This is a genomic window from Nocardioides cynanchi (genome assembly GCF_008761635.1).
Classification (GTDB): domain Bacteria; phylum Actinomycetota; class Actinomycetes; order Propionibacteriales; family Nocardioidaceae; genus Nocardioides; species Nocardioides cynanchi.
In genome coordinates this window covers 2,588,679-2,605,033 of record NZ_CP044344.1, presented here as the reverse complement: position 1 = coordinate 2,605,033, position 16,355 = coordinate 2,588,679, and the positions used below count along the sequence as shown (strand labels likewise).

Genomic DNA, 16,355 nt, shown 5'->3' with positions numbered 1-16,355 from the left:
GTGGCGTGGGACTAGAAGAGAAGCTTCCGAGCGGCGTCCTGCTGACGACCGTCGAGGGCGTCGCCGGCTACATGCGCAAGGCCAGCTTCTGGCCGGCGACGTTCGGCCTCGCGTGCTGCGCGATCGAGATGATGACCACGGGCGGGCCGAAGTACGACCTGGCACGCTTCGGCATGGAGGTCTTCCGGGCCAGCCCCCGCCAGGCCGACCTGATGATCGTGGCCGGCCGGGTCAGCCAGAAGATGGCTCCGGTGCTGCGCCAGATCTACGACCAGATGCCCGACCCCAAGTGGGTGCTCGCGATGGGCGTGTGCGCCAGCAGCGGCGGCATGTTCAACAACTACGCGATCGTCCAGGGCGTCGACCACGTCGTCCCCGTCGACATGTACCTCCCCGGCTGCCCGCCGCGCCCGGAGATGTTGATCGACGCGATCCTCAAGCTCCACGACCAGGTCCAGCACACCAAGCTCGGCGCCAACCGCCGTACCGAGATCGTCGACCTCGAGACCTCCGCGCTGACGGCGCTGCCCACCTCCCAGATGAAGGGCCTGATGAGGTGACCGACCGCACCCAGGACCCCGCTCAGGACCCTCAGCTCCCGGTCCCGCAGGGCACCGGCCAGGACGGCTCGACCGAGGTCGAGACCATGGGCGTCCGCGAGGGCATGTTCGGCGTCCGCGGCACCGGCGACACCAGCGGGTACGGCGGGCTGGTCAAGACCACGCTGTTCCCCGGCGCCAGCCGGCGGCCGTACGGCGGCTGGTTCGACGAGGTGGCCGACGCGATCGAGGCGCGGCTCGGGGCGACCGACCTCGAGGGCGCGATCGAGCGGGTCGTGATCGACCGCGGCGAGATCACCTTCCACATCCGGCGCGACGACCTGCCGTTCGTGGCCCAGATGTTCCGCGACGACGAGGCGCTCCGCTTCGAGCTCTGCTCCGGGGTTAGCGGAGTGCACTACGTCGGAGACACCGACCGCGAGCTCCACGCCGTCTACCACCTGCTGTCGATGACGCACAACCGCCGGGTCCGGCTCGAGGTCAGCGTTCCCGACTCCGACCCGCACATCCCCAGCATCGTCAGCATCTACCCGACCAACGACTGGCACGAGCGCGAGACCTACGACATGTTCGGGATCGTCTTCGACGGTCATCCCGCGCTGACCCGGATCCTGATGCCCGACGACTGGCCCGGCCACCCCCAGCGCAAGGACTACCCGCTGGGCGGCATCCCGGTCGAGTACAAGGGCGGCACGATCCCGCCGCCCGACCAGAGGAGGTCGTACAACTGATGGCGAGCTCAACCGACGAGTCCACGCAGGGCACGGACTACTACGCGAGCGGTTCGGACACCTCCGAGGGCAAGGTCTTCACCGTCACCGGTCAGGACTGGGACTCCATCACGCAGGGCCTCGACGAGGCCGAGGAGCGGGTCGTGGTCAACATGGGCCCCCAGCACCCCTCGACCCACGGTGTGCTCCGGCTGATCCTCGAGCTCGAGGGCGAGACGGTGACCGAGGCCCGCTGCGGCATCGGCTACCTCCACACCGGCATCGAGAAGAACATGGAGTACCGCTCCTGGGTCCAGGGCGTCACCTTCTGCACGCGGATGGACTACCTCGCGCCGTTCTTCAACGAGACCGCCTACGTGCTCAGCGTCGAGCGGCTGCTGGGCATCGAGGCCGACATCCCGGAGAAGGCCAACGTGATGCGGGTGCTCCTGATGGAGCTCAACCGGATCTCCTCCCACCTGGTCTGCATCGCCACCGGCGGCATGGAGATCGGCGCCCTGACCGTGATGACGATCGGCTTCCGCGAGCGCGAGCTGGTCCTCGACCTCTTCGAGCTGATCACCGGCCTGCGGATGAACCACGCGTTCATCCGCCCCGGCGGTGTCGCCCAGGACCTCCCGCCCGGCGCGCTGGACGAGATCCGTGGCTTCGTGGCGCTGATGAAGAAGCGGCTCCCCGAGTACGCCGACCTCTGCAACGCCAACCCGATCTTCAAGGGCCGGCTCGACGACGTCGGTCACCTCGACCTGGCCGGCTGCCTGGCGCTGGGCATGACCGGCCCCGTGCTGCGCTCGACCGGCTACCCGTGGGACCTGCGCAAGACCCAGCCCTACTGCGGCTACGAGACCTACGACTTCGACGTCCAGACGTGGGACACCTGCGACTCCTACGGCCGGTTCCGGATCCGGCTGGCCGAGATGTGGGAGTCGCTGAAGATCATCGAGCAGGCCGCCGACCGGCTGGCCAGGCTCGAGGGCGAGCCGGTGATGGTCGCGGACAAGAAGATCGCGTGGCCCAGCCAGCTGGCGATCGGCTCGGACGGCATGGGCAACAGCCTCGACCACATCCGCCACATCATGGGTGAGTCGATGGAGGCCCTGATCCACCACTTCAAGCTGGTCACCGAGGGCTTCCGGGTCCCGCCCGGCCAGGCCTACGTCCCGATCGAGTCGCCCCGCGGCGAGCTCGGCGCCCACGTGGTCTCCGACGGCGGCACCCGCCCGCTGCGGGCGCACTTCCGCGACCCGTCGTTCACCAACCTCCAGGCCACCAGCGTGATGGCCGAGGGTGGCATGGTGGCCGACGTGATCGTCGCCATCGCCAGCATCGACCCCGTGATGGGAGGCGTCGACCGATGACCGACACCAGCAACGCGTCGCCGGCGTCGGCCACGAACGAGCTTCCGTACGACGAGCTCCGGCAGATCGCGGCCCGCTACCCGCAGCCGCGCTCCGGGCTGCTGCCGATGCTCCACCTCGTGCAGTCCGTCGAGGGCCGGATCACGCCCGAGGGGATCGAGGCCTGTGCCGAGATCCTCGACATCACCGCGGCTGAGGTCAGCGGTGTGGCGACGTTCTACACGATGTACAAGCGGCGCCCCGTCGGCGACTACCACGTGGGGGTGTGCACCAACACGCTGTGCGCGGTGATGGGCGGCGACGCGATCTTCGAGCGGCTCAAGAAGCACCTCGACCTCGGCAACGACGAGACCACGGAGCCGAGCGCGGAGGGCAGGAGCATCACCCTCGAGCACATCGAGTGCAACGCCGCCTGCGACTACGCGCCGGTGATGACGGTCAACTGGGAGTTCATGGACAACATGACCCCGCAGTCCGCCACCGCCCTGGTCGACGACCTCCGCGAGGGCAAGGAGATCCACTCGACCCGAGGCCCGCGCATCGTCACCTGGCGCGAGGCCGAGCGAGTGCTCGCGGGCTTCCCGGACGACCTGGCCGACGAGGGGCCGTCCGCGGGCGCCGCGTCGCTGGTGGGCCTGGGCCTGGCCCGCCGGAACGACTGGACCGCTCCCCACCACGACGCGAGCGGGCCGACCGGCAGCACCGCCGACACCCCGATCGAGGCCGCGCAGCAGGCCGACACCGGCCGCGCCGAGACCGAGACCGCACAGGAGGAAGGCAAGTGACCGACGTCCTCACCCCGGTGCTCACCGACAACTGGGACCAGGACCGCTCGTGGACCCTCGCCGCCTACGAGGACCGGGGCGGTTACGGCGCGCTGAAGACCGCGCTGGGTATGAGCCAGGACGACGTAATCACCGCCGTCAAGGACTCCGGCCTGCGCGGGCGCGGTGGCGCCGGTTTCCCGACCGGCATGAAGTGGAGCTTCATCCCGCAGGACAACCCGCGGCCCAAGTACCTCGTGGTGAACGCCGACGAGTCCGAGCCGGGCACCTGCAAGGACGTCCCGCTGATGATGGCGAGTCCGCACACCCTGATCGAGGGCGTGATCATCAGCAGCTACGCGATCCGGGCGAGCCACGCCTTCATCTACGTGCGCGGCGAGGTGCTCCACGTCGTACGCCGGCTCCAGCGCGCGATGCAGGAGGCCTACGACGCCGGTCACCTCGGCCAGGACATCCACGGCTCCGGCTACAGCCTCGACCTCGTGATCCACGCCGGCGCCGGTGCCTACATCTGCGGTGAGGAGACCGCGCTGCTCGACTCGCTCGAGGGTCGCCGCGGACAACCGCGCCTGCGTCCGCCGTTCCCCGCGGTGGCAGGCCTCTACGCCAGCCCCACCGTGATCAACAACGTCGAGTCGATCGCGTCGGTGCCGAGCATCATCGGCAACGGTGCGGCGTGGTTCTCCGCGATGGGCACCGAGAAGTCCAAGGGCTTCGGCATCTTCAGCCTGTCCGGCCACGTCACCAACCCGGGTCAGTACGAAGCGCCGCTCGGCATCACCCTGCGCACGCTGATCGACCTGGCCGGTGGCGTGCGGCACGGACACGAGCTCAAGTTCTGGACCCCCGGCGGCTCGTCCACCCCGATCCTGACCGACCAGCACCTCGACGTCCCGCTCGACTTCGAGGGCGTGGGCGCCGCCGGCTCGATGCTCGGCACCCGAGCCCTGCAGATCTTCGACGAGACGACCTGCGTCGTGCGCGCCGTGCTCCGCTGGACCGAGTTCTACAAGCACGAGTCGTGCGGGAAGTGCACGCCCTGCCGCGAGGGCACCTGGTGGCTGGTGCAGACGCTGACCAACCTCGAGAAGGGGATCGGCAGCGAGGCCGACCTCGACCTCCTGCTGGACCAGTGCGACAACATCCTGGGCCGGTCGTTCTGCGCGCTGGGGGACGGCGCCACCAGCCCGATCTCCAGCTCCATCCAGTACTTCCGTGACGAGTACCTCCAGCACCTCCGTGAGGGGGGCTGTCCGTTCGACCCGGTGGCCGCCACCGTGTTCTCCGCCGAGGGAGCCGCCTCATGACTGCCGCCGAGGTCGAGAAGACCGACCTGGTGACGCTGACCGTCGACGGCGTCCAGGTCAGCGTCCCCAAGGACACCCTGGTGATCCGGGCCGCCGAGCAGGTCGGCGTCCAGATCCCGCGGTTCTGCGACCACCCGCTGCTCGAGCCCGTGGGCGCCTGCCGCCAGTGCCTGGTCGACATCCCCGACGCGGGCAACGGCCGACCCTTCCCCAAGCCCCAGGCGTCGTGCACGATCCCCGTCGCCGAGGGCATGGTCGTGAGCACGCAGGCCACCAGCGAGGTCGCCGACAAGGCGCAGCAGGGGATCATGGAGTTCCTCCTGGTCAACCACCCGCTCGACTGCCCGGTGTGCGACAAGGGCGGCGAGTGCCCCCTTCAGAACCAGGCCATGAGCAACGGCCGCGGCGAGTCCCGCTTCGCCGCCTCGGGCGGGGTGAAGCGGACCTTCCCCAAGCCGATCAACATCTCCGCCCAGGTGCTGCTCGACCGCGAGCGCTGCGTGCTCTGCGCCCGGTGCACCCGGTTCTCCGAGCAGATCGCGGGCGACCCCTTCATCGCGCTGATCGAGCGGGGTGCCCTGCAGCAGGTCGGGATCTACGAGCGGGAGCCCTTCGAGTCCTACTTCTCGGGCAACACCATTCAGATCTGCCCGGTCGGTGCGCTCACCAGCGCGGACTACCGCTTCCGGTCGCGTCCCTTCGACCTGGTCTCCACTCCCTCGGTGGCCGAGCACGACGCGTGCGGCTCGGCGATCCGGGTCGACCACCGGCGCGGCCGGGTGATGCGCCGGCTGGCCGGCAACGACCCGCAGGTCAACGAGGAGTGGATCACCGACAAGGACCGCTTCGCGTTCACCTACGCCCACGCCGACGACCGGATCACCTACCCCCGGATCCGCGAGGACGGCGAGCTGCGGCCGGCATCGTGGCCCGAGGCGTTCGCCGTGGCGGCACGGGGGCTGTCTGCTGCCGGTGCCACCGGCGTGCTCACCGGTGGCCGGGTCACGGCCGAGGACGCCTTCGCCTACAGCACGTTCGCCCGGGTGGCGCTCGGCACCCACGACATCGACTTCCGCGCCCGGCCACATTCGGCCGAGGAGGAGGCCTTCCTGGCCGCCGAGGTCGTGCTGCGCTCACCCGGCAACGGCGCCGTGACGTACGCCGACCTCGAGACCGCCAACTCCGTGCTGCTGGTCGGCCTCGAGCCCGAGGACGAAGCCGGCTCGATCTTCCTGCGGCTGCGCAAGGCCAACCGCGAGCACCGCACCCGCGTCTGGTCGGTCGCGCCGTTCGCGACCAACGGCCTGCGCAAGATGGGCGGCACCCTGATCGCCGCCCGGCCCGGGTCCGAGGCCGAGGTCCTCGACGGGCTCGCCCACGACGGTGACGTCGAGATCGACAGCGCCGGCGTGATCCTCGTCGGTGAGCGCATGGCGACGGTGCCGGGTGCCCTGACCGCCGCGGCCCGGCTCGCCCGGACCACCGGTGCCAGGCTCGCCTGGGTCCCACGCCGGGCGGGTGACCGTGGGGCGGTCGAGGCCGGTTGCCTGCCCGGTCTGCTGCCCGGTGGCCGGCCAGTGGCCGATGCCTCGGCCCGCGTGGACGCCGCGACCGCGTGGGGCGTCGACTCGCTGCCCGAGCAGCCCGGCCGCGACGGCGACGCGATCGTCGCCGCGCTGGCCGCCGGTGAGCTCGGTGGGCTCGTGGTCGGAGGCGTCGACCCCGACGACACGGCCGACCCCGCCGCCTTCCGCGCTGCGCTCGAGGCGGCAGACTTCGTGGTCGCGATGGACCTGCGCGAGACCGACGTGACCCGTGCCGCGGACGTGGTGTTCCCGGTCGCCCCGGTCACCGACAAGGCCGGCACGTTCGTGAACTGGGAGGGTCGGACCCGCCCGTTCGAGGCCGTCTTCACCAACCCGACCTCACTGCCGGAGACCCGGATCCTGGCAGGGATCGCCGAGGAGCTCGGCCGTCCGCTGGGCTTCCGCACCGTCGCCGAGGCGCGTGCCGCCATGACCGACCTCGGCCCGTGGGACGGCGACCGGGCCGCCCCCCCCGAGTCCCAGCCGGCGACCAAGGCGACGGCACCGAAGACCAACGAGCTCGCCCTGGCGACCTGGAAGCTGATGCTCGACAACGGCTCCATGCAGGACAACGAGAAGCCCCTCGCGGCCACCGCCCGCACCCCCGTGTGCCGGGTGTCGCGACAGGCGGCCGCCGCGTTGGGTCCGATGGTCACTCTGACCGGTGACCGCGGCTCGGTCACGCTGCCGGTCGAGGCGACCGACGACCTGGCCGACGACACCGTGTGGGTACCGGCCAACTCGGTCGGGAACGGCGTGCTGGCCGACCTGGCCTCGCCCGGGAGCGGCGTACGTGTGAAGGGAACCGACCAGTGAATGCCTCCATGACGTCTCTGGTCGCCACGGCGGCCGGGCTCGAGCAGTTCGGGCAGGACCCGTGGTGGCTCGTGCTGCTCAAGGCCGTGCTGATCTTCTTGATCCTGGTGCTGCTGACGCTGTTCAACATCTGGTTCGAGCGCCGGGTCGTGGCCCGGATGCAGCACCGGATCGGCCCCAACGTCAACGGCCCGTTCGGACTCCTGCAGAGCCTCGCGGACGGCGTGAAGCTGGCCCTGAAGGAAGACATCATCCCCAAGGCAGCCGACAAGGTGGTCTTCCTGGCCGCGCCGGTGATCGCCACCGTCCCCGCGTTCATCACCTTCTCGGTGATCCCGTTCGGACCCGAGGTGAAGCTGCCCTGGAGCGACCGGCACACCCCGCTCCAGCTCACGGACATGCCGGTCGCGGTGCTGTTCGTGATGGCGATCGCCTCGATCGGGATCTACGGCATCGTGCTCGGCGGCTGGTCGAGCGGCTCGACCTACAGCCTGCTGGGCGGCCTGCGCTCGAGCGCCCAGATGATCTCCTACGAGGTCTCCATGGGCCTCGCCCTGGTCGCGGTGTTCCTGTACGCCGGCTCGATGTCGACCAGCCAGATCGTGGCCGCCCAGAGCAAGTGGTGGTTCGGGCTGATCCTGATGCCGTCGTTCGTGATCTACACGATCTCGATGGTCGGTGAGACCAACCGCGCGCCGTTCGACCTGCCCGAGGCCGAGGGCGAGCTGGTCGGCGGCTTCCACACCGAGTACTCCAGCCTGAAGTTCGCGCTGTTCTTCCTGGCCGAGTACATCAACATGGCCACGGTCTCCGCGCTGGCCACCACCCTGTTCCTCGGCGGCTGGCACGCGCCGTTCTGGATCGACCACCTCTGGGCCGGCGCCAACAGCGGCTACTGGCCGTTCCTGTGGTTCATGGGCAAGGTGCTGTTCTTCATCTTCGTGTTCATCTGGCTGCGCGGGAGCCTGCCGCGGATGCGCTACGACCAGTTCATGGCCTTCGGCTGGAAGCGGCTGATCCCGTTCTCCCTGGTCTGGATCGTCGCCGTGGCCGCGATCCGGACCGCCTCGCTCGACGGCGGCGTCGACCGCAAGTACCTCCTGATCGGTCTCGGTGTCGCGGTGGTCCTCTTCCTGGCCATCTTCTTCGTCGGCGACTCGGCCGTGGCCTCCGAGGACGAGACGGTCGACACCACCCCGCAGGGGTACGACGGCGGGTTCCCCGTGCCGCCGATGCCTGCGGGTGGGCCCGTTCGCGGCGCTGCGGCCGGGCTCACCTTCGACACCGGCAGGACCGTGAGATCCGTGGACACCACGACACCAGTGCAGGTTGGAGAGGACCGATGAGCCCGACGGCAGAGGAGCCGAAGAGCCTCAAGGAGCAGCTCTGGGACCCGGTAGCCGGGTTCGGCGTGACCTTCCGGACCATGTTCAAGAAGGTCGTCACCGAGCAGTACCCCTTCGAGAAGCAACCGACGGCGCCGCGCTTCCACGGCCGTCACCAGCTCAACCGCTGGCCCGACGGGCTGGAGAAGTGCATCGGCTGTGAGCTGTGCGCCTGGGCCTGCCCGGCCGACGCGATCTACGTCGAGGGCGCCAGCAACACCGACGACGAGCGCTTCAGCCCGGGGGAGCGGTACGGCCGCGTCTACCAGATCAACTACCTGCGCTGCATCCTGTGCGGCCTGTGCATCGAGGCCTGCCCGACCCGTGCGCTGACGATGACCAACGAGTACGAGCTGGCCGACGACAACCGCGCCGACCTGATCTACGAGAAGTCCGACCTCCTCGCGCCGCTCCTGCCCGGCATGGAGCAGCCGCCGCACCCGATGCGGCTCGGCGACGACGAGGGTGACTACTACCGCGGCACGTTCAAGGCCTCCGACAGCCCCACCGGCGCCGGCCCGTCGACGGAGGTGACCGGGTGACCACCTTCTGGATCCTCGCGCCGGTGATCGTGCTGGCCGCACTCGGCATCCTGTTCGTCCGCAAGGCCGTCCACGCCGCGATGCTGCTGGCGATCGTGATGATCAGCCTGGCGATGCTCTACCTCGTCCTCGACGCGCCGTTCCTCTTCGCCGCGCAGATCATCGTCTACACCGGCGCGATCCTGATGCTGTTCCTCTTCGTGGTGATGCTGGTCGGCGTCGACGCGTCCGACTCCGTGGTCGAGACGATCAAGGGCCAGCGCGTGATGGCGATCATCGGCGGCCTGCTGCTGGGCACGACGTTCGTGCTCGGGCTCAGCCAGATCAGCCTCGGCACCGTGGTCGGCCTCGACGCCGCCAACGACAACGGCAACAACATCTCGGCGCTGGCCGACATCCTGTTCGGCAAGTATGTCTTCGCCTTCGAGACCACCAGCGCCCTGCTGATCACCGCCGCGGTCGGAGCGATGGTGCTCGCCCACCGGGAGCGCCTCGAGCCCAAGCCCAGCCAGGCCAGCCTGGCCGCCCAGCGGCTGCGTGACTACGCCGAGAGCGGCAAGCACCCCGGACCCCTGCCGACGCCCGGTGTCTTCGCCCGGCACAACGCGGTGGACACCCCGGCCCTGCTGCCCGACGGCACCGCCTCGGAGGCCTCGATCTCCCGCGTGCTGGCCGCACGCGGTACGGTCCGCTCCGCGCCGGCCCTGGCCGACGACATCACCCACATCGAGCAGCAGCTCGGAGACACGTCCCACGCCGGACGCGACCAGTCGGCTCCGGCCACGACCGAGGAGGAGGCCCCCGCATGACCCCGTACGTCGTCCTGTCGGCCATCGTCTTCAACATCGGGGTGGTCGGTGTGCTCACCCGGCGCAACGCGCTGGTGGTGTTCATGTGCGTGGAGCTGATGCTCAACGCGTCCAACCTCGCGCTCGTGGCCTTCGCCAAGCAGAACGGCAACCTCGACGGCCAGATCGCCGCCTTCTTCGTGATGGTGGTGGCCGCGGCCGAGGTCGTGGTCGGGCTGGCGATCATCATGACCATCTTCCGCACCCGCCGGTCGGCCTCGGTCGACGACGCGAGCCTGCTGAAGTACTGAGCCGACAACAGGAAGACTGACTTCGATGTTCGTTCTCGCTGAGGGCGTGACGGCTCCGGTCGTGCACCCCGGATCGGCCGACGGGGTGCTCTCCCTGATCTGGCTGGTCATCGCGTTGCCGGCCCTCGGTGCGGCGATCCTCCTGGTGGGCGGGCCGCTGGCCAAGGGACGCCTGGACAAGTCCGGTCACCTGATCGGGGCCGCCCTGCCCGTGGTCTCGTTCCTGATCAGCCTGGTCATGTTCGTCTCGCTGCTGGGCCGCGACAGCAGTTCCCGCCAGGTCGGCCAGCACCTGTTCACGTGGTTCGAGGTCGGCGGGCTGCACGTGGGCTTCGACCTGCTCTACGACCCCCTGTCGGCGCTGTTCCTGCTGCTGATCACCGGGGTCGGCTCGCTGATCCACATCTACTCCATCGGCTACATGGAGCACGACGAGCGTCGGCGCCGCTTCTTCGGCTACCTCAACCTCTTCGTCGCGGCGATGCTCACGCTGGTGCTGTCGGCGAACTACCTCGGCCTCTTCCTGGGCTGGGAGGGCGTCGGCCTCGCGTCGTACCTCCTGATCGGCTTCTGGCAGTACAAGCCCTCGGCAGCGGCCGCTGCCAAGAAGGCCTTCATCGTCAACCGGGTCGGAGACATCGGTCTCTCGCTGGGCATCGGCTTGTTCTTCGTCACCTTCGGCACGACCGACTTCAGCATCATCAGCGCGGCCGCACCGCGGGCGTCCGAGGGCACGATGACTGCGCTCGGCCTGCTGCTCCTGCTGGCCGCCTGCGGCAAGTCCGCCCAGGTGCCGCTCCAGTCCTGGTTGCTCGACGCGATGGAGGGCCCGACGCCGGTCTCGGCCCTGATCCACGCGGCCACCATGGTGACCGCCGGTGTCTACCTGATCGTGCGGTCCAACTTCATCTTCGACTACGCACCACACGCCCGCACGGTCGTCGTGATCGTGGCCACGGTGACGCTCCTGTACGGCGCGATCATCGGGTGCGCCAAGGACGACATCAAGAAGGCCCTGGCCGGGTCCACGATGAGCCAGATCGGCTACATGATGCTGGGCGCCGGGCTGGGGATCGCCGGCTACCCGTTCGCGATCTTCCACCTGCTCACCCACGGCTTCTTCAAGGCCAACATGTTCCTCGGCGCCGGCTCGGTCATGCACGGCATGGACGACGACGTGGACATGCGCCACTACGGCGCTCTGCAGAAGGCGATGCCGGTCACCTTCATCACCTTCGCCATGGGGTATCTCGCGATCATCGGCTTCCCGGGCTTCTCCGGCTTCTGGTCCAAGGACAAGATCATCGAGACCGCGCTGACCCAGAACTGGCTGGTCGGTGTGCTGGCCATGATCGGCGCCGGCATCACCGGCTTCTACATGACCCGGCTGATGCTGATGACCTTCTTCACCGAGAAGCGCTGGGCGGACGGTGTGCACCCCCATGAGTCGCCGAGCGTGATGACGGTGCCGCTGATGGTGCTGGCCGCGCTGTCGGCGCTCGGCGGCCTGATGCTGGCCGGCAACTGGATCGTGGACTTCCTGTCCCCGATCGTCGGTACCGCGCCCGAGGAGAGCCCGCCGCTGCCCTCACTGGTGATCTCGCTGATCGTGGTCGTGATCGTCGGCGTCGGCGTGGCCACCGCGTGGTTCCTGGTCGGCAGGCGCGACGTGCCCCGCGAGGCACCGCAGGACGTCTCCTTCGCGACCCGCGCCGCCCGCGCCGAGCTGTACGGCAACGAGGTCAACGACACCCTGGTGATCGGTCCCGGCGGCCGCCTGGTCGGAGGGCTGACCACGATGGACCGGCACGGCGTCGACGGGGTCGTCGAGGGCGGCGCCCTGGCGATCGGGGGTGTCGGCAGCGTGCTGCGGCGCGCCCAGAACGGCTTCGTCCGCTCCTACGCCCTGTCCGTGCTCCTCGGCGCCCTGCTGGTCGTCCTGGCCCTCCTGGCGGTGAACGCAGCATGAGCGGCTTCCCCTTCCTCTCGGTCCTGATCGCCCTGCCCCTGCTGGGCGCGATCGTCACCGCCGCCCTCCCGCAGGGCCATGCCAAGGTGCTGCCCAAGCAGGTCGCGCTCGGTGTCTCGGTGCTGACGCTCGTCGTCGCCGTGGTGATGGCGTTCGGCTACCACGTGCACGACGGCTTCCAGTTCACCGAGGACCAGACCTGGATCAAGGCCTTCGGTGCCCACTACGCCGTCGGCGTCGACGGCCTCGGCCTGCTGATGGTGCTGCTGACCGTCGTCCTCGTGCCGATCGTGATCGGCGCCAGCTGGTACGACGCCGACGCCGGGCACACCAAGGCGTTCTTCGCCTGGGTGCTGGCGCTCGAGGCCACCGCCGTGGCGGTCTTCGCGGCCACCGACGTCTTCTTCTTCTACGTCGTCTTCGAGGCGACGCTGATCCCGGCGTACTTCCTGATCGGCGGCTTCGGCCGCGACGGGCGTCGCCGGGCCGCGGTGAAGTTCCTGATCTACCAGCTCGCCGGCGGCCTGGTCATGCTGGCGTCGGTGATCGGCCTGTACGTCGTGTCCGCCGACCACGGCACCCCGTCGTACCTCCTCAGCGACCTGTCCGGCCTGAGCATCGACCCCGCGACCCAGAAGTGGCTGTTCGTGGGCTTCTTCATCGCCTTCGCGGTCAAGGCCCCGATGTTCCCGGTCCACACCTGGCTGGCCGACACCACCGAGCAGGCGACCACCGGCACCAGCGTGCTGCTGGTCTGCGTGCTCGACAAGATCGGCACCTTCGGGATGCTGCGCTACTGCCTGGGCATCCTGCCCGACGCCTCACGCTGGGCGACGCCGGTCGTGGTCACGCTGGCCCTGATCTCGATCGTGTACGGCGCGCTGGTGGCGATCGGCCAGGACGACATGCTCCGCCTGATCGGTCTGACCTCGCTGTCCCACTTCGGCTTCATCGTGCTGGGCATCTTCGTCTTCACCAGCCAGGGCAGCGCCGGCGCGATCCTCTACATGGTCAACCACGGCATCGGCACCGCCGCCCTGTTCCTGGTGGCCGGCTACGTGATCAAGCGCCGGGGCACGTCGTCGATCCGGGCCATGGGTGGAGTCGAGAAGGTGGCACCGGTGATGGCCGGGCTGTTCCTCGTCTTCGGTCTGGCCGCGCTCGGGCTGCCCGGGCTCTCGCCGTTCGTCTCCGAGATGCTCGTGATCATCGCGGCGTTCCAGCACCACTGGTGGACCGGCGCCATCGCGGTCTCGGCGATCGTGCTCGCGGCGTTCTACGTGCTCTGGATGTACCAGCGCACGATGACCGGCACGGGGGTCGGCAGCTCGATGGAGGCCGATCCCGAGCGCGAGGTCACCCGTGACCTCGACCGCCGTGAGGTCGGCACGCTGGCGCCGCTCTTCCTGACCCTGGTGCTCTTCGGCTTCTACCCGATGCCGTTGCTGAACGTGATCAACCCCTTCGTCCAGGACACGCTCCAGCAGGTCGGCGTCGTCGATCCCGCACCGACCGTGACGTCACCGGCGTCCGGCCTGGTCGCGCAGAACGCTGGAGGACAGCAGTGATCGCCCTCGTCGCCACGCCCGACACCTTCGTCAAGCCGCACATCTCCTACAACGAGCTGCTGCCGATCCTGGTGGTCTTCGCCGCGGCCTGCCTCGGTGTGCTGATCGAGGCGTTCCTGCCCCGCGAGCGTCGCTACCTCTCCCAGCTGGGCGTGGCGTCGATCGCTCTCGTGGTGGCCCTGATCCGGGTCGTGATCGGCGCCGGCGACCTGCCCCGACTCGGCGCCGGCACCGCGCGCGGCCTGTTCGGCTCGCAGGGCACGGTCGCCATCGACGGGCCCACGATGTTCTTGTGGGGGCTGGTGCTGGTCTTCGGTCTCGGCGGTGTGCTGCTCTTCGGTGAGCGCCGGGTCGAGGGTGGGGTCTCGGCGTTCGCCGGTCAGGCGGCCGCGCTGCCCGGCACCGAGTCCGAGCGTCAGTCGGCCGGGCTCGACCACACCGAGGTCTACCCGCTCCTGCTGTTCGCGATCGGCGGGATGATGCTCTTCGTCGCGGCCGGTGACCTGCTCACGATGTTCGTCGCCCTCGAGGTGCTCTCGCTCCCGCTGTACCTGCTCTGCGGTCTGGCGCGTCGGCGTCGGCTGCTCAGCCAGGAAGCCGCGATGAAGTACTTCCTGCTCGGCGCCTTCTCCTCCGGCTTCTTCCTGTACGGCGTCGCGCTGATCTACGGCTACGCCGGCTCGATGGACTTCGGGGCGATCAACGAGGCCGTCCTGAACAACACCGGCAACCAGACGCTGCTCGTGCTCGGCATGGGCATGCTCACCGTCGGTCTGCTGTTCAAGGTCGGTGCGGCGCCGTTCCAGGCCTGGATGCCGGACGTCTACCAGGGCGCCCCCACCGCGGTCACGGCCTTCATGGCCGCCGCCACCAAGGCCGCCGCGTTCGGTGCGTTGCTCCGGCTGCTGTACGTCGCGTTCGGCAGCGCCCGCTGGACCTGGCAGCCGATGATGTGGGTGATCGCGATCCTGACCATGGTGGTCGGCACCGTGCTGGCCCTGGTGCAGTCCGACATGAAGCGGATGCTCGCCTACTCCTCGATCGCGCACACCGGCTTCCTGCTGACCGGCGTGCTGGGCCTGCAGGGGATCAGTGAGATCCACCCCGGCCAGATCACCTCGCTGCAGGCCGTGATGTTCTACCTGGTCACCTACGGCTTGACCACGCTCGGTGCCTTCGCCGTGGTCGGCCTGGTGCGCGACTCGGCGGGGGAGCAGTCGACGATCATGCGGTGGACCGGTCTGGGCAAGCACTCGCCGGTCGTCGCCGGCGTGTTCGCCCTGTTCCTCCTGAGCATGGCCGGCATCCCCCTGACCTCCGGGTTCGTCGGCAAGTGGGCGGTCTTCGAGGTGGCGTTGGCCGCGGGTGCCTGGCCGGTGGTGATCGTGGCCGTGCTGTCCAGCGCGGCGGCCGCGTTCTTCTACGTCCGGGTGATCGTGGTGATGTACTTCCACGAGCCCGACGAGCAGAGTGCCTCCGTGGCCCACCCGTCGGCGCTGACCGCCACCGCGATCGGGATCTCGGCCGCGGCGACTCTCGTGCTGGGCATCGTGCCCGGCCCGGTTCTCGATCTGGCTCGGGTTGCGGGACAATTCATCAGGTGAGCCCATCCGCCGGTGGCCAGGAGCTCGTCTCCCTGGCGATGCCCGTCGCCGACGAGGCGCTGGCGCGACGGCTGACCGAGCGCATGGTCCGCGTCGAGGAGGCACTCGCCGGGCACGTGCAGAGCCGGGCCCGGTTCGTGACCGACGCCGCCAGCCACCTGATGTCGGCCGGCGGGAAGCGCTTCCGGCCGATGCTCGTGCTGCTGGCCGCGGAGGCCGGTGCCCATCCCGAGGCCGACGAGGTGATCACGGCTGCCTGCGTGGTGGAGCTGACCCATCTCGCCTCGCTCTACCACGACGACGTGATGGACGAGGCCGCCCTGCGTCGCGGCGCGGAGTCGGCCAACGCCCGCTGGGACAACCACGTCGCGATCCTCACCGGTGACTTCCTCTTCTCGAAGTCGTCGGAGCTGACCGCCGAGCTCGGCGCGGACGCCGTACGCATCCAGGCCCAGACCTTCACCCGGCTGGTCGAGGGGCAGATCCAGGAGACCGTGCAGCCCGGGCCCGGCGAGGACCCGCTGGCCCACTACCTCGACGTGGTGGCCGGCAAGACCGGCTCGCTGATCGCGACCTCTGCCCGCTACGGCGCCCGGTTCGGCGGCACCGACCGCGAGGTCGAGGAGGCGCTGACGGCGTACGGCGACATCGTCGGCACGGCGTTCCAGCTCTCCGACGACATCCTCGACATCGCCTCCGACTCCGACGAGTCCGGCAAGACTCCCGGCACCGACCTCCGCGAGGGCGTGCCCACGCTGCCGGTGCTGATGGCACGGGTCTCGGCCCGCCCCGAGGACGCCCGGCTGCTGGAGCTCCTCGACTCCGACCTGAGCGACGACTCCCTGCACGCCGAGGCGCTCGCGCTGCTGCGGGCGCACCCGGCGATGGACGACGCCCGCGACTACGTCGTCGCCCGGGCCCAGGAGGCCAAGGCGCTGCTCACCGCACTCCCGCCCGGCCCGGTGCGCGAGGCGCTGGAGACCTTCGCCGACCACGTGGCCCACCGCTCCACCTGAGCGCCCGCCGTCGCGACACCCCGCGGGTC

14 protein-coding genes are annotated in these 16,355 nt (G+C 69.6%); all 14 read left to right on the top strand.

Annotated elements, in window-relative coordinates; genetic code table 11:
• Positions 1-5 precede the first annotated feature (5 nt).
• Genes E3N83_RS12540 through E3N83_RS12475 form a run of 14 tightly spaced genes read left to right on the top strand, consistent with a single transcriptional unit; the run spans position 6 to position 16,326 of the window.
• Complete coding sequence (locus tag E3N83_RS12540) at positions 6-560, top strand: NuoB/complex I 20 kDa subunit family protein (RefSeq protein ID WP_151083570.1); 555 nt, start codon at positions 6-8, stop codon at positions 558-560.
• Positions 557-1,291, top strand: a complete 735-nt coding sequence (locus E3N83_RS12535; protein WP_272950256.1) for an NADH-quinone oxidoreductase subunit C — start codon at positions 557-559, stop codon at positions 1,289-1,291. Before E3N83_RS12540 ends, E3N83_RS12535 begins: the two co-directional genes overlap by 4 nt.
• Positions 1,291-2,649, top strand: a complete 1,359-nt coding sequence (locus E3N83_RS12530; RefSeq protein WP_151083569.1) for an NADH-quinone oxidoreductase subunit D — start codon at positions 1,291-1,293, stop codon at positions 2,647-2,649. The genes E3N83_RS12535 and E3N83_RS12530 overlap by 1 nt, the downstream gene beginning before the upstream one ends.
• Complete coding sequence (gene nuoE / locus E3N83_RS12525; protein WP_151083568.1) at positions 2,646-3,434, top strand: NADH-quinone oxidoreductase subunit NuoE; 789 nt, start codon at positions 2,646-2,648, stop codon at positions 3,432-3,434. The genes E3N83_RS12530 and nuoE overlap by 4 nt, the downstream gene beginning before the upstream one ends.
• Entirely contained in the window at positions 3,431-4,741 is a 1,311-nt protein-coding gene (gene nuoF / locus E3N83_RS12520; RefSeq protein WP_151083567.1) for an NADH-quinone oxidoreductase subunit NuoF, read from the top strand. Before nuoE ends, nuoF begins: the two co-directional genes overlap by 4 nt.
• On the top strand, positions 4,738-7,143 hold the full coding sequence (locus E3N83_RS12515; RefSeq protein WP_151083566.1) for an NADH-quinone oxidoreductase subunit G: 2,406 nt from the start codon (positions 4,738-4,740) through the stop codon (positions 7,141-7,143). Before nuoF ends, E3N83_RS12515 begins: the two co-directional genes overlap by 4 nt.
• An 8-nt stretch (positions 7,144-7,151) precedes the next feature.
• Positions 7,152-8,489: an NADH-quinone oxidoreductase subunit NuoH gene (nuoH, locus tag E3N83_RS12510; protein WP_151083565.1), complete on the top strand. Its 1,338-nt coding sequence runs from the start codon at positions 7,152-7,154 to the stop codon at positions 8,487-8,489.
• On the top strand, positions 8,486-9,070 hold the full coding sequence (gene nuoI / locus E3N83_RS12505; protein ID WP_151083564.1) for an NADH-quinone oxidoreductase subunit NuoI: 585 nt from the start codon (positions 8,486-8,488) through the stop codon (positions 9,068-9,070). The genes nuoH and nuoI overlap by 4 nt, the downstream gene beginning before the upstream one ends.
• Positions 9,067-9,879: an NADH-quinone oxidoreductase subunit J gene (locus E3N83_RS12500; protein WP_151083563.1), complete on the top strand. Its 813-nt coding sequence runs from the start codon at positions 9,067-9,069 to the stop codon at positions 9,877-9,879. Before nuoI ends, E3N83_RS12500 begins: the two co-directional genes overlap by 4 nt.
• On the top strand, positions 9,876-10,169 hold the full coding sequence (gene nuoK / locus E3N83_RS12495) for an NADH-quinone oxidoreductase subunit NuoK (RefSeq protein ID WP_151083562.1): 294 nt from the start codon (positions 9,876-9,878) through the stop codon (positions 10,167-10,169). The genes E3N83_RS12500 and nuoK overlap by 4 nt, the downstream gene beginning before the upstream one ends.
• Positions 10,170-10,194: 25 nt before the next feature.
• Complete coding sequence (gene nuoL / locus E3N83_RS12490) at positions 10,195-12,138, top strand: NADH-quinone oxidoreductase subunit L (RefSeq protein ID WP_202879217.1); 1,944 nt, start codon at positions 10,195-10,197, stop codon at positions 12,136-12,138.
• Positions 12,135-13,706 (top strand): NADH-quinone oxidoreductase subunit M, encoded by a 1,572-nt coding sequence (locus tag E3N83_RS12485; protein ID WP_151083561.1) that lies wholly within the window; start codon positions 12,135-12,137, stop codon positions 13,704-13,706. The genes nuoL and E3N83_RS12485 overlap by 4 nt, the downstream gene beginning before the upstream one ends.
• Entirely contained in the window at positions 13,703-15,310 is a 1,608-nt protein-coding gene (gene nuoN / locus E3N83_RS12480; protein ID WP_151083560.1) for an NADH-quinone oxidoreductase subunit NuoN, read from the top strand. The genes E3N83_RS12485 and nuoN overlap by 4 nt, the downstream gene beginning before the upstream one ends.
• Positions 15,307-16,326, top strand: a complete 1,020-nt coding sequence (locus tag E3N83_RS12475) for a polyprenyl synthetase family protein (RefSeq protein ID WP_238342883.1) — start codon at positions 15,307-15,309, stop codon at positions 16,324-16,326. The genes nuoN and E3N83_RS12475 overlap by 4 nt, the downstream gene beginning before the upstream one ends.
• The last annotated feature ends 29 nt before the right edge of the window (positions 16,327-16,355 follow it).

Excerpts from the sequence above, each read along its gene's own strand:
- E3N83_RS12530 (WP_151083569.1), top strand. The coding sequence starts at position 1,291 with ATGGCGAGCTCAACCGACGAGTCCACGCAGGGCACGGACTACTACGCG.
- nuoE (WP_151083568.1), top strand. The coding sequence starts at position 2,646 with ATGACCGACACCAGCAACGCGTCGCCGGCGTCGGCCACGAACGAGCTT.
- E3N83_RS12515 (WP_151083566.1), top strand. The coding sequence starts at position 4,738 with ATGACTGCCGCCGAGGTCGAGAAGACCGACCTGGTGACGCTGACCGTC.
- nuoH (WP_151083565.1), top strand. The coding sequence starts at position 7,152 with ATGACGTCTCTGGTCGCCACGGCGGCCGGGCTCGAGCAGTTCGGGCAG.
- nuoI (WP_151083564.1), top strand. The coding sequence starts at position 8,486 with ATGAGCCCGACGGCAGAGGAGCCGAAGAGCCTCAAGGAGCAGCTCTGG.
- nuoK (WP_151083562.1), top strand. The coding sequence starts at position 9,876 with ATGACCCCGTACGTCGTCCTGTCGGCCATCGTCTTCAACATCGGGGTG.
- nuoL (WP_202879217.1), top strand. The coding sequence starts at position 10,195 with ATGTTCGTTCTCGCTGAGGGCGTGACGGCTCCGGTCGTGCACCCCGGA.
- E3N83_RS12485 (WP_151083561.1), top strand. The coding sequence starts at position 12,135 with ATGAGCGGCTTCCCCTTCCTCTCGGTCCTGATCGCCCTGCCCCTGCTG.